Below are 13,495 nucleotides of genomic sequence, written 5' to 3' on the forward strand. Positions count from 1 at the left end.
CGCCAAGCGGGTCGCGCAGCCGCCTTCGGGGCGGCCGTGCGGCGGCTGCGGTGGCGCACCCGGTTCGCCGGGTACGGCGAACCACCCGCCAGGCGGGTTGCGCAGCCGCCTTCGGGGCGGCCGTGCGGCGGCTGCGTTGGGGCACCCGGCTCGCCGGGGTACAGCCTCAGCGCGGTTGCCTGGCGGCGTGGCCGGTCTGGCCGTCGCGGCTGCCCAGCAGCACGATCAACGCGCCCGCGCCGCCTTGCGGCCCGGCGGCCTGCGCAAACGCAATCACCTCTCGCCGCTGCGCCAGCCAGCGCTGCACCTTGGACTTCAGCACCGGCTCGCGCCCCGGCGAGCCGTGGCCTTTGCCGTGCACCACGCGCAGGCAGCGCCGGCTGTGCTGGTGGGCCAGGCGGATGAAGTCGGACAGGGTGTCGCGCGCTTCGTCGCGCCGCATGCCGTGGAGGTCCAGCTCACCCTGGATGGACCAGTGGCCTTTGCGCAGCTTGGCGAGCACCGCCTCGCTGACGTCCGGCCGGCGGTAGCTCAGGCCGTCATCGGTCAGCAGCAGCGATTCGACGTCGACCTCGTCGGAGAGCGCCTCGCGCAGCGCCGCCTGCTCGTCCAGCTCGCGCTGGCGTGGCTCGGGCGAAGGCGGCGTGCGGCTGGGCAGGGCGCGGCTGCTGGGCTTCATCGGCCGCACAGGCCCCACGCTGCTGGTGAACAGGTTGCGCTCGCGCTCGCGGCGGGCCCGCTCTGCTGCCTGGCGCGCGCGCTCGGCGGCGGCCTGCGCTTCGGCCTCGCGCAAGGCGTCGCGCAGCCGCCCCAACTCCTTCAGGCCATTGACTTTCACGGCACATCCTCGCTGGCCAATCCGTTTGGCAGCCGCTTGCTTGCGCTTGGCGGCTGCTCACTGCTGCCAAGCCTACAACAGCCTCGCTACCCGACTGCCCGGGCGGGTCAGCGGCAGCGGGTCAGATCAACCCACGTTCCGCGAAGCTCACCACCTGGCCGGCACCCACCACCAGGTGGTCCAGCACCCGCACGTCCACCATCTGCAGCGCGGCCTTCAGCGATTGCGTGAGGTATTCGTCTGCCTTGGACGGCTCCGCCAGGCCGGACGGGTGGTTGTGCGCCAGGATCAGCGCGCCGGCATTCAACGCGAGCGCCAGCTTGACGATTTCGCGCGGGTAGACGCTGGTCTGCGACAGCGTGCCCTGGAACAGCTCGCGCCATTCGATCAGCCGGTGCTGGCTGTCCAGGAACAGCACCCCGAACACCTCCTGTTCGCGGCGCGCGAGTTGCAGGGACACGAAGTCCTTCACACGGCCGGGGCTGTCGAACACCGGGCCGCGCTGCATGGGCTGCAGCAGCGCGCGGCGGGCCATTTCCATCACCGCGGCCAGCTCGGCACGCTTGGCCGGCCCCAGGCCCTTGACGCGGCGGAAGTCGTCCGCGCTGGCCTGCAGCAGGCCGCCGAAGCCATCGAAGCTGGCGAGCAGTTCGCCGGCCATCACCAGCACGCCCTTGCCCTGGATGCCGGTGCGCAGCAGCAGCGCCAGCAACTCGGCATCGGCCAGCGCTGCCGGGCCCTGCGCCAGCAGCTTTTCGCGCGGCCGAAGTGCAGCCGGCATGTCTTTCATGTCCATGGACACCCTCCCTGGGTGATGCTTGTCGTGTGGTGTTCGGGGCGCCGCATCGTTCTGTGTCGGGGTCGCCCTTAAAATCGTTTCCAGATTACCAGTACAGGCAGCGCCTTGTGAACACCATCCAGCCGGGATCCTTCCTGACTTTGCACTACCGGCTCGCGGGCCCGGACGGCGCCGACGTCGTCACCACCTTCAACGACAAGCCGGCCACACTGACGCTTGGCGCAGGGCAACTGGCGCCTGCCATCGAGGCGCGTCTGCTGGGCCTGGAAGAGGGCGTGCGCACGAGCTTCGTGCTCGAACCGGGCGAGGCCTTCGGCCCGCGCAACCCGGAGATGCTGCAGCGCGTCAAGCGTGGCCTGCTGGCCGAGCATGGCGACCCGCAGGCCGAGTACCATCTGGGCGATGTGGTCGAGTTCCCCACGCCGGACGGCACCGGCCGCTTTGCCGGCGTGATCCGCGAGCTGGGTGGCGACTGGCTGCTGTTCGACTTCAACCACCCGCTGGCCGGCGCTGCCGTGACCTTCGAGGTGCAGGTGATTGGCGTGCTATGAATTCCGCTGTGACCGCTCCCATGACGCCGGTGACCGAGGCCCAGCCCGGTGACATCCTGCTGGCCGAGCCGCGCGGCTTCTGCGCCGGCGTGGACAGGGCGATCGAGATCGTCGAGCGCGCGCTGCTCAAATTCGGCGCGCCGATCTATGTGCGCCACGAGATCGTGCACAACACCTACGTGGTCAACGACCTGAAGCAGAAGGGCGCGATCTTCATCGAGGAGCTGTCCGACGTGCCGCCCGGCGCCACGCTGATCTTCTCGGCCCACGGCGTGTCCAAGGCCGTGCAGCAGGAGGCCGCTGCGCGCGGCTTCCAGATCTACGACGCGACCTGCCCGCTGGTCACCAAGGTCCACGTCGAAGTGGCCAAGCTGGCGCGCGAGGGCTTCCAGTTCATCATGATCGGCCACAAGGGCCACCCGGAAGTCGAAGGCACCATGGGCCAGCTGCTGGAGGGCATCTTCCTGGTGGAGGACGTGGCCGATGTGGCCACCGCACCGGTCACCAAGCCGGACCAGCTCGCAGTCGTCACGCAGACCACGCTCAGCGTGGACGACGCGGCCGAGATCCTGGCCGCCGTGAAGGCGCGGTTCCCGAACGTGCGCGAGCCCAAGCAGCAGGACATCTGCTACGCCACGCAGAACCGCCAGGACGCTGTCAAGGTGCTGGCGCCCAAGGTGGACGTGGTGATCGTCGTCGGCAGCCCTACCAGCTCCAACAGCAACCGCCTGCGCGAGCTGGCCGAGCGCCTGGGCACGCCGGCCCACATGGTCGATTCGGCCGACGATCTGCAAGCCAGCTGGCTGGTTGACCGCCCGCGCGTGGGGCTGACGGCCGGCGCTTCGGCGCCCGACGTGCTGGTGCAGCAGGTCATTGCGCGCCTGAAGGCGCTGGGTTCGGTCTCGGTGCGCCGCCTGGCTGGTGTGCAGGAAACCATCGAATTCCCGCTGCCCAAGGGCCTGGGCGACAAGTCCATGGCCGAGTTCGCGGCTTCGCGATCTTGAGCTGGCGCCGGCCTTCGCAGCTGCCATTTCCTGCCGCGTGGCCGCTGGCCGCGCGCGATCCTTCTTGTTCCGGGCCCACGGGCCCCACCGCATTCGTAGAAAGCATCCCATGCTAGACATCAGCCTGCTGCGGCGCGACCTGCCCGCCGTCCTGGCCCGCCTCGCCACCCGCAAGGACCCGCAGCCCTTCCTCGACGAAACCCGCTTTGTCTCCCTCGAAGCCGAGCGCAAGCAGCTGCAGATGCGCACCGAGGAAATGCAGGCCCGGCGCAACAGCCTGTCCAAGCAGATCGGCATGTTGAAGGGCAAGGCCGCCAAGGGCGAAGACACCGGCGCCCAGGTCACCGAGCTGATGAACGAAGTCAACGCCATTGGCGACGAGCAGAAGGCTGGCGCCGAGCGCCTGGAAGCGCTGCAAGGCGAGCTGGCGCTGATGCTGATGGGCGTGCCCAACCTGCCGCACGAATCGGTGCCTGTCGGCGTGGACGAAGGCGGCAACGTCGAAGTGCGCGCCTGGAGCCCGAACGGCGAAGGCCCTCGCAGCTTCGACTTCCCGGTGCGCGACCACGTGGACCTGGGCGCCCCGCTGGGCCTGGATTTCGAGACTGGCGCCAAGCTCAGCGGCTCGCGCTTCACCTTCATGAAAGGCCCCATCGCCCGGCTGCACCGCGCGCTTGCCCAGTTCATGCTGGACCAGCACACGCTGCACCATGGCTACACCGAGTGCTACACGCCGTACATCGTCAACCGCGAGATCCTGGAGGGCACCGGGCAACTGCCGAAGTTCAAGGAAGACATGTTCTGGGTCAGCCGCGGTGGCGACGAAAGCCAGGCCGAGCAGTACCTGATCTCGACCTCGGAAATCTCGCTGACCAACACCGTGCGCGAGCAGATCCTCGCCGCCGACCAGCTGCCGGTGAAGCTCACCGCGCACAGCCCGTGCTTCCGCTCCGAAGCCGGCTCGGCGGGCCGCGACACCCGCGGCCTGATCCGCCAGCACCAGTTCGACAAGGTCGAGATGGTGCAGGTCACCGCGCCCGACCAGAGCCAGGACGCGCTGGAGGCGATGACACGCCACGCCGAGGCCATCCTGCAGAAGCTGGGCTTGCCGTACCGCGTGATGCTGCTGTGCACCGGCGACATGGGCTTTGGCGCGACCAAGACCTATGACCTGGAAGTGTGGGTGCCGGCGCAGAACACCTACCGCGAGATCAGCTCCTGCTCGAACATGGGCGATTTCCAGGCCCGCCGCATGCAGGCCCGCTTCAAGAACGCCCAGGGCAAGACCGAGTTCGTGCACACGCTGAATGGCTCTGGCCTGGCGGTCGGCCGCGCGCTGGTCGCCGTGCTGGAAAACTATCAGCAGGCGGATGGATCGGTGCTGGTGCCCGATGCATTGCAGCCCTACATGGGCGACCAGACGGTGCTGAAGCCCTGAGCGCCCTGAACGACGACCCGCTGCCCGCCGGCGACGCGAGCTGGGACGCGCTCCCGCCGCTGGCCCGCGAGGTGCTCACGGCGCTGGCGCTGGGCGCAGTGCCGCGCCCGCGCACCTGGATTTTCGAGCTGCTGGCCGAGCCCACGCTGCGAAGCGAGTCCGGCCGCAGGCCGACGCAGGACGCCATCCGGCTGACCTTGCAAGCACTGGCCAAGGCCGGCTGGGTCGAGCAGGACCTGCGGCGCACCGGCTTCTGGACGCCTGCGCCCAGGGCGCTGGCCCCCGCCTGGTCTGCCCTGCTGGACCTGTCGCTGGAGACCTTGCGCAGCACGCTGGCGATGGTCGACGGTTACCCCGCGATCAGCATTGGCCATTCGCGCTACGACGGGCGTCTCCCGTCGGTCGAAGCCGCCGTCGCCCGCCTGCGCCTGGAGGCACTGAGCGGCGGTGAGCTGGCGAAGCTGCGCCAGCTCGAATCGCGCCTGCCCTGGGGCTGCGACGCTGTGGAGCAACTGTTGCCGGCCGTGCTGGAAGGCCTGATGGCGCCGCCCATGGTCGACTGGCTGCACGTCGAAGTGCGTGCGCTGGCGATGCTGGACCTGGTCATGGGCTGGACCCACAACTGGCGCCTGCCCACCGGCATGGACCTGCCGGCCACCGTCAGCGCGCTGCTGCAGGAATCTGCCCGCCAGCCCAGCGAGCCGGTGTCCACCAACCTGTTGCGCTGGTGCCTGGCCGAGGCCTTCTGCTGCACCGGTGAACTGTCTCAGCTGGACGAATTGCTGGCGCCCGCGCTGCGCCCCGCGCCCGAAGGCCAGGCCGATGCCACCCTGCCGGGCCGACTGGCCATGCGGGAATGCCTGCGTGGCGTCGAGCTGGCGCATGCCGGCCAATGGGTCGAAGCCGAAACCTGTTTCGAGACCAGCCTGGCGGCGCTGCGCAAGCTCAGCGGCAAGCGCAGCCGCTTTGTCTCGACCGTCATCGGCCCTTGGTATCCCATGGCGCTGTTGGCCCAGGGCGGCCCGGAGCAACTGCGCAAGGCACTGAAGTTCTGCCTGGCCGAAGGCGGCAAGCGCGAGCCGGTACTGGACGGGCCGTATGGCTTCATCGCACTTGCCATCCAGATGCGGCTGGGCGACGTGCCGCGCGAGTTGGGGCCTTTCCGCCCGTACACGCTGGGCGGCAGGGTGCAGACCTCGCCGCTGGACCTGTGGCGCTGGCTGATGCGCGCATGGCTCAAGGAAGGCGCGCAGCCCGAGCCACTGTCCATCGACGAGATGGACGCCGCACAGCGCCTGCAGGCACAGCTTGATGGGGCAGGGCTGGCATTCCTGTCCGGCCAGTTGCGCGCTGCGCTGCAGGTGTTGTCCGGCGAACGCGTGCAGACGGTGTTCTTCATCCGCGGTGCTCGTGAGCGCTGGGAAGTGGCGCTGGACGCACTGCGCGCGGTGGTTGCGCCCGAGCCAGCCGCGGGCGCCACGTCCTCGGATGAAACCCAGCTGCTGTGGGTGCTGGAGCTGGGCCGCCAGGGCCAGGTGCTGGACCTGCAGGCCATGGAGCAGAAGCGCGGCGTGCGCGGCTGGGGCAAGCCCAAGGACGTGCCGTTGACACGGCTGCAGCGCACCGCGGAGTCGCTGCCGCCGCACGATGCCCGCGTGGCCCGCACGCTGAAACAGGAGGCCTACAGCCGCCAGGTGCGTTTCGACCTCGCTGCCGCTGCTGCCGCATTGGTTGGCCACCCCGGCCTGGTGTTCGACGATGCGCTGGAGACCAAGGTCGAGCTGACCGAAGCCGGCCCCGAGCTGGACGTGACCCGTGAAGGCGAGCGCCTGCGCGTGCGCCTGTGGCCCACGCTGCAGGTGGTGGGCGACGACGCCACGCCGCGCTGGTCCGGCAGCGCCGCCGAGCAGAAGGAGCTGGACCAGCTGCGCCTGATCACCGTGGTGCGAGACAGCCCGCAACGCGCGCGGCTGATCCGCCTGACGCCGGCGCAAAAACGCGTGGCCCAGTTGCTCGGCCCCGAGGGCCTGGACATTCCGCAGCAGGGTGTGGCCCAGCTGCAGGAGGTGCTGACCGGCCTGGGCACGCATTTCCGCATCCACAGCGACGAAGCGCAGAGCGCGCAGGCCGCACGTGAGCTGACCGCGGATTCACGGCTGCGCGCCGAGCTGTCTCCCGTGGGCGATGGCCTGCAACTCCGCCTGGTCGCCGCGCCCTTTGGCCCTGACCATGCCGACGATGGCCCGCGCCTGGTGCCGGGCGGTGGTCGTGCGCGCGTGGTGGCCGCGGTCAAGGGCGAAACCATTGGCGTGCAGCGCGACCTCGCCGCGGAGCGCGAGCACCTGGACACGGTGCTGGACGCCTGCCCGATGCTGCCGCCGCTGCCTGCCGGCGCACCCTGCGAATGGCTGCTGGACGATGCCGAACAGGCACTGACCTTGGTCGAAAGGTTGCGTCCGCTGAATGCCTTGCAGGCACTGGACTGGCCGCAGGGCAAGGCCTTGCGCGTGGACACCGCAGGCCTGGCCCAATTGGCGCTGCGGGTGCACACCCGCCAGGAATGGTTGGCGCTGGACGGCGACCTGGCAGTCGACGAAGCGCTGGTGCTGAGCCTGCAGCAGTTGATGGGCCTGCACAGCGGCGCCAAGAGTCGCTTCGTGCCGCTGGGCGATGGCCGCTACCTGGCGCTCACACAGGAGCTGCGCGAGCGCCTGGCCGACCTGGCCGCAGTGGCGGAAGCCAAGTCCGGCAAGGACGACCTGACGTCGCTGCGCCTGCCCAAGGTGGCGGCACCCTGGCTGCAGGAACTGGCCGAAGGCAGCCAGCTGACGGTGGACGATGCGTTCGCCCGCCGCCTGGCCGAGCTGGACGAAGCCCGGCGGGTTGTGCCCGCGCTGCCGGCCACGCTGCAGGCCAGCCTGCGGCCGTACCAGGAAGAAGGTTTCGAGTGGGCCATGCGCCTGGCCTCGGCCGGGCTTGGGGCCTGCCTGGCAGACGACATGGGCCTTGGCAAGACGCTGCAGGCGCTGGCGGTGCTGCTGTCGCGCGCATCCAAAGGGCCGGCGCTGGTTGTCGCGCCCACCTCGCTGGTTGGCAACTGGCGCGCCGAGGCGCGCCGCTTCGCGCCCTCGCTCAGCGTGCAGGTGTTTGGCGAAGCCGGGGCAGACCGCACGGCCCAGATTGCGACCGACACCCCCGGCAGCGTGCTGCTGGTCTCGTATGCGCTGCTGCAGCAGGACGCCGAGCGCTTTGCCGCCCGAGAATGGGCCACGCTGGTGATGGACGAGGCCCAGGCGATCAAGAACGCCGCGGCCAAGCGCAGCCAGGCCGTGTTTGCGCTGCAGGCCCGGTTCCGCCTGGCACTTTCAGGTACCCCAATCGAGAACAGGTTGGGCGAATTGTGGTCCGTGATGCGCGCCTGCAATCCCGGTCTGCTCGGCACGATGGCACGCTTCAACGAGCGTTTTGCCGGACCCATCGAGCGCCAGCGCGACAAGACCGCCCAACGCCAGCTGCGCCGCCTGATCGCGCCCTTCATCCTGCGCCGCACCAAGGCCCAGGTGCTGGACGATTTGCCGCCGCGCACCGAGCTGGTCCTGAAAATACCGCTGGAAGCGGCCGAGCAGGCGCACTACGAAGCCTTGCGGCGAGACGCATTGGTCGCGGCAGAGCGCAGCCTCTCGGGCGACGCCATCGGCCAGGCCCAGTTCAACATCCTGGCCGGGCTGACGAAGCTGCGCCGGGCCGCCTGCGACCCGCGCCTGGCAAGCCCGCACCTGAGCCTGGTCGGTGCGAAGGTCAAGGCCTTTGGCGAGCTGGCCGCCGAACTGGTCGCCAACGGTCACAAGGCGCTGGTCTTCAGCCAGTTCGTCGACTTCCTGACGCTGCTGAAAGCGCCACTGGACGAAGCCGGCATCGCCTACCAGTACCTGGACGGCAGCACGCCCGCGGCCGAACGCATGAAGCGCGTCGACGCTTTCCAGGGCGGGCAGGGCGAGCTGTTCCTCATCAGCCTGAAAGCCGGCGGCTTCGGCCTGAACCTGACGGTGGCCGACTACGTGGTGATCGCCGACCCCTGGTGGAACCCCGCCGCCGAAGACCAGGCCAGCGGCCGCGCCCACCGCATCGGCCAACAGCGCCCGGTGACGGTCTACCGCCTGGTGGCCGAAGGCACGCTGGAGGAAAAGATCCTCACGCTGCACCGCGACAAGCGCGAACTCGCGGACCTGCTGCTAGAAGGCCAGGAAACCACCGCACTGCCCAGCGCAAACGAACTCATCGCCTTGATGCGCGAAGACAAGGAAGAACCGGGGGCATGAAATACTTTCCGCGAGCTTCGCGGAAGGCTCAGAACCTGAGCTAGAATCTAAGGCTTCACCCGGTGACCACGGGTGCACCTATCAGGAGAGGTGGCAGAGTGGTCGATTGTACCTGACTCGAAATCAGGCGTACGGAAACGTACCGAGGGTTCGAATCCCTCCCTCTCCGCCAAAAGTCGATGAAACACGGGGCCTTGCGCCCCGTTTTCATTTCCTACCTACATATCTACCTACAAGGCTGAGTCCGCTTCAGCATTGTTTGACTTGTAGCGTGGTAGCGACGGACTAAAGAGCTGGTAACCACTTTCAAATGGAAGTGAGCGCTGCGTCGCGCAGTTCCAACAGACATCCCGTCGCCCTGTGCTTGCACTCCGCCCATTCACATTGTTGGCGCCGACCGGAAACTGAGCGGCTCAGTTTCCGGTCGGCGCCAACAGCGCTGGCTGCCGACGGCGCGGTGGTCGGATCGGTCAGCGGTGGGTGCATCGAGGACGATCTCCTGCATCGGCTGGTGACTGGCCGCACTGCCTGGCGCCAGCCGGATGAAGCCGCCCGCACCTTCATGCGCTACGGCGTCAACTCGGACGAAGCGCGGCGCTTCGGCCTGCCTTGTGGCGGCACGCTCGAACTGCTGGCGGAGTTCGACCCTGCTGTCGAGCCGCTGCAAGTGCTTGTCGACGCACTCGCCGAGGGGCGACTCGTTCGCCGCACGGTTCGCTTGATCGACGGCTCGGCGTCGCTGGCCGACAGGAGCGCGCCGGAGGCCTTGCAGCTCAATGCGGACTTCGCATCGCAGACCTTCGGCCCCGGTTACCGCATGCTGCTCATCGGCGCGGGGCAGCTGGCGGAGTACCTGGCCACGATGGCGCTCTTCAACGGTTTTGCAGTCACCGTCTGCGACCCCCGGCGCGAGGACCTTGGTTCGTGGAGCGTGCCGGGCGCGCGGATCGTGACGGACATGCCGGACGACGCCGTCGTCGCCTTCCGCCCGGACCGGCGCACCGCCGTCATTGCGCTGAGCCACGACCCGAAGCTCGACGACCTCGCGCTGATCGATGCCCTTGCGACCCAGGCGATGTACATCGGTGCCATCGGAAGCCGGCGCAACAGCCTGGCGTGCAGGCAGCGTCTTGGCGAGCACTTCAACGTCGGGTCGGAAGCGAGAGTTCGTGAAGATTTGATCTGACGGCAGATCCAGGCCCGAGGGCTCGGTCGGGTTATTCAAGGTGAAAGGCGCACGCCTGCACAGGCCGCGGCAGCCGCAGCCGGCAGGCCGTGTGCATGGGTTCAACCGCGCGGGGCAGCAGCATCAAGTTCGGCAAATTCCTCGTCGCTGAGTGTGATCGCCGCGGCGGCCACGTTTTCCTCCAGGTGAGCCATCGTGCTCGTGCCGGGAATGGGCAGGATCACGGAGCTGCGCTTCAACAGCCAGGCCAGTGCGATCTGGCCGGCCGTGGCGCCCTTCGCCTTGGCGAGCGCGTCCACCGCTCCGCCGGGTTTGACGAGAGCGCCCGCCGCCAGCGGGAACCAAGGGATGAAACCGATCCCGTTCGCCTCGCAGTAGTCGAGCACGTCCTCATCCGCCCGGTCGGCCAGGTTGTAGCGGTTCTGCACCGTTGCCACTGGGAAGTACTTGCACGCCTCTTCGATGGCCTCGACCGGCACCTGGCTCAGGCCGGCATGCCGAATCAGGCCTTCGTCGATGAATTCGCGGATGGCGCCGAACTGCTCTGCACGCGGCACCTTCGGGTCGATGCGGTGGAGCTGCCAGAGGTCGATCTGTTCGAGCTTCAGCCGTCGCAGGCTCATGTAAACGCACTGGCGCAGATAGGCGGGGTCGCCGATCACCGGCCAAGATGGGCTGGTGGCGTTGCCGGGGTAGCGCACGAGACTGCCCTTGGTTGCGATCTTGATCCTACCGTGAGGGTGCAGTGCCTCGGCGATGAGCTGTTCGCTGACGAACGGTCCGTAGCTGTCGGCCGTGTCGATCAGATCGACACCGATCTCCGGCAGGCGCTTCAGAACGCGGATCGCCTCGTCGCGGTTCTCCGGTTCGCCCCACACGTTGGGTCCGGTGATGCGCATCGCGCCGAAGCCCAGGCGGTTGACCGTCAGATCGCCGCCAATGGCGAACTGACCGGCAAGGCTGGCATCAACTTTCATCTTGATTCTCCGGTAGTTAATTTTCTGTGCACGACTGATCAGGCGTCAGGGACGCGGGCGTCGCGCAGAGGACGAAGAACGCAACTGGCGCGGACAGCGAAGCGAGCAGCCCGCGCCGGAATCGATTGCCCCTTGCCGGTGGCGACATCCAGCGACCAGAACACACCACCCACCGCAAGCTTGCGGGTTGGGTGAAGTCACAGGAGTTTCTCTGGGGTGATCGGTAGATCGCGGATGCGCTTGCCGGTGGCGTGATACACAGCATTGGCGATGGCGGCCGGAATGCCGACCATGCCCAACTCTCCCATGCCTTTGACCCCCAGTGGATTGACGATGGTGTCGTCTTCTTCCACAAAGATGGTCTCGATGGCGTGGATGTCGGCGTTCACCGGCACGTGGTAATGCTGCAAGTTGGCTGTCATGAAGCGGCCCGTGCGGTGATCGACTTCGGTGGCTTCCTCCAGCGCCATCCCGATGCCCCAGACCACGCCGCCGATCTCCTGGCTGTGCGAGGCCAGCGGGTTGAGGATCTTTCCGCAGGCGGTGATCTCGATCACCCGGGTCACCCGCATCGTGCCCAGGTCGGGATCGACCTTCACCTCGACGAACTGGGCGCCGTGGGCGAGTGAGGCGTACTTTTCTCGTTCGGGTGATGGGGTCGAGTTAAAGACTTCGGTGATCTCGTTGGTACCGGTGCGCCGCATGACCTCGGCAATGTCGACCGCGCGCGAAGGATCGCTCTTGGAGCGCAGGCGGCCATCGAGCATCTCGACGTTTTCGGCAGCGATGCCGCTCAGCGGCGAGGCGGCCTCGCGGTTCGCCAAATCCAGCAGCTTGGCGGTGATCGTCAGCGCCGCGCCGCGCACGGCAGACCCGACGCTGGACGTCGTCCACGAGCCGCCTTGCGCCGGGGCCTGAGGCTGGCGTGTATCACCCAGCTCGAATTTCACCTGATCCATCCGAAGGCCCAGGAACTCCGCCGCGATCATGGTCATCACGGTGTAGGTGCCGGGTCCGATGTCGCTGGTCGCGCTGGCAACGCTGGCGGTTCCGTCGGCGCGGTAGGTGACCTTGGCGCTCGCAGGCATCTGCATCGCGCCCCACACGCTCGACGCCATGCCCCAGCCCACCAACAGCTTGCCGTCGCGCATCGAGCGCGGCTCAGGGTTGCGGTTCTTCCAGCCGAACTTCTCCGCGCCCAGGCGGTAGCACTCGCGCAGGGCCTTGCTCGAGAACGGCTTGCCGCTGACCGGATCGACCTCGGCGTAGTTGATCAGGCGCAGTTGCAGCGGATCGATCTTTAGCGCATAGGACAGCTCATCCATCGCGCTTTCCAGCGCGAACATGCCGCTGACCGCCCCGGGCGCGCGCATCCAGGTCGGCGTGGGCAAGTCGGTGGCTGCCACCTTCAGCGGCATGTCCAGGTTCGCGCAGGCATAGACCTGTTTGAGAAAGCCGGTGGTGTTGTCCGAGAACGCCTCGAAGGACGAGGTGTTGTGAAACGCTTCCTGGACGATGGCCTGCAACTTGCCGCTGCGGTCCGCGCCCAGCGCGACCTTCTGGATCGTCTGCGGCCGGTAGCCGTGGCCGGTGAACATCTGCGTGCGGGTGAAGACCACCTTGACCGGACGCCGGAGTTCGCGCGCGGCCATGGCGGTCAGCGAGGGGTAGTAGTTGGGCTTGAGCGATGAGCCGAAGGCACCACCGACGAAAGGCGACACCACGCGGATGTTCTCGGCCGGCACGGCCAGGCCTTCGGCCAGGTGTTTCTGCACGCCGTAGACGTTCTGTGTCTTGTCGAAAATCGTGAGGTTCTCACCTTCCCAGAACGCGATCGCCGCATGCGGCTCCATCGGATTGTGGTGGTTGATCGGGATGTGATATTCGGCCTCTACTTTGACCTCTGCCGACTTCAGCGCGCCGGCCGGGTCGCCGCGTGGCAGCGTGTTCTGCGGTATCGGCATGGCGCGGCCCAGCACTGTCTGCAACTCGGTGACGTGCGGCTCGGTTTGATAGGTGGCCTTGACCAGCCGTGCGGCATGGCGCGCCTGCTCGTAAGTTTCGGCGACCACCAATGCGATCGGCTGGCCGTTGAAGAACACCCGATCCGACTGCAGCGGCCAAGACCACTGCGGCGGCGCACTGGCCGCTGGCGCCTTGCCCAGGCGGCCAGCGTTCAGATGGGTGAATACGCGCACCACGCCCGCTGCGTTCTCGGCCTCGCGGGCATCGATCGCGGTGATCCGACCTTTGGCCACGGTGCTCAGCACGATGAAGCCGTAGGCCACATGCGGGACCTGGAACTCGGCCGTGTATTTGGCCTTGCCCGTGACTTTGGCGATCCCGTCCACGCGGGTCATTTCTTTCCCAAGATAGCGTGCCA

At 67.8% G+C, this 13,495-nt stretch carries 9 protein-coding genes and 1 tRNA gene; 6 read left to right on the forward strand and 4 right to left on the reverse strand.

Annotation, left to right across the window (positions count from 1 at the left end):
• Window positions 1–166: 166 nt before the first annotated feature.
• Entirely contained in the window at window positions 167–838 is a 672-nt protein-coding gene (locus LRH25_RS13975; RefSeq protein WP_231011385.1) for a Smr/MutS family protein, read from the reverse strand.
• Between the two features lie 121 nt (window positions 839–959).
• On the reverse strand, window positions 960–1,634 hold the full coding sequence (radC, locus tag LRH25_RS13980) for a RadC family protein (RefSeq protein WP_141290124.1): 675 nt from the start codon (window positions 1,632–1,634) through the stop codon (window positions 960–962).
• Between the two features lie 110 nt (window positions 1,635–1,744).
• Here radC and LRH25_RS13985 point away from each other — a divergent pair, with 110 nt between their 5' ends.
• The 6 genes from LRH25_RS13985 (at window position 1,745) to LRH25_RS14010 (ending at window position 10,135) form a co-directional block, all read left to right on the forward strand.
• Window positions 1,745–2,188, forward strand: coding sequence for an FKBP-type peptidyl-prolyl cis-trans isomerase (locus tag LRH25_RS13985; RefSeq protein ID WP_141290125.1), 444 nt, complete (start codon window positions 1,745–1,747; stop codon window positions 2,186–2,188).
• Window positions 2,189–2,208: 20 nt separating this feature from the next.
• Window positions 2,209–3,192, forward strand: coding sequence for a 4-hydroxy-3-methylbut-2-enyl diphosphate reductase (gene ispH / locus LRH25_RS13990; protein WP_141290127.1), 984 nt, complete (start codon window positions 2,209–2,211; stop codon window positions 3,190–3,192).
• A gap of 109 nt (window positions 3,193–3,301) precedes the next feature.
• The gene (gene serS / locus LRH25_RS13995; protein ID WP_141290126.1) at window positions 3,302–4,630 is read left to right on the forward strand and encodes a serine--tRNA ligase; all 1,329 of its coding nucleotides are present in this window, start codon (window positions 3,302–3,304) and stop codon (window positions 4,628–4,630) included.
• 71 nt (window positions 4,631–4,701) lie between these two features.
• Window positions 4,702–8,949 carry a DEAD/DEAH box helicase gene (locus tag LRH25_RS33100; protein WP_231011386.1) on the forward strand — a complete coding sequence of 1,416 codons (4,248 nt, stop codon included), beginning with the start codon at window positions 4,702–4,704 and terminating at the stop codon, window positions 8,947–8,949.
• An 84-nt stretch (window positions 8,950–9,033) separates the two neighbouring features.
• Window positions 9,034–9,121 (forward strand) — tRNA-Ser (locus tag LRH25_RS14005).
• 138 nt (window positions 9,122–9,259) lie between these two features.
• Entirely contained in the window at window positions 9,260–10,135 is an 876-nt protein-coding gene (locus LRH25_RS14010; protein WP_141284427.1) for an XdhC family protein, read from the forward strand.
• Between the two features lie 101 nt (window positions 10,136–10,236).
• Here the strand turns inward: LRH25_RS14010 and LRH25_RS14015 are convergent, their stop codons facing one another.
• Both LRH25_RS14015 and LRH25_RS14020 read right to left on the reverse strand, forming a co-directional pair.
• Window positions 10,237–11,112 carry an aldo/keto reductase gene (locus LRH25_RS14015; protein ID WP_141284425.1) on the reverse strand — a complete coding sequence of 292 codons (876 nt, stop codon included), beginning with the start codon at window positions 11,110–11,112 and terminating at the stop codon, window positions 10,237–10,239.
• A gap of 197 nt (window positions 11,113–11,309) precedes the next feature.
• The gene (locus LRH25_RS14020) at window positions 11,310–13,472 is read right to left on the reverse strand and encodes a xanthine dehydrogenase family protein molybdopterin-binding subunit (protein ID WP_231011387.1); all 2,163 of its coding nucleotides are present in this window, start codon (window positions 13,470–13,472) and stop codon (window positions 11,310–11,312) included.
• Between the last annotated feature and the right edge of the window lie 23 nt (window positions 13,473–13,495).

The sequence above is a fragment of the Ideonella azotifigens genome (genome assembly GCF_021043325.1).
GTDB classification, from domain to species: Bacteria; Pseudomonadota; Gammaproteobacteria; order Burkholderiales; family Burkholderiaceae_C; genus Ideonella; species Ideonella azotifigens.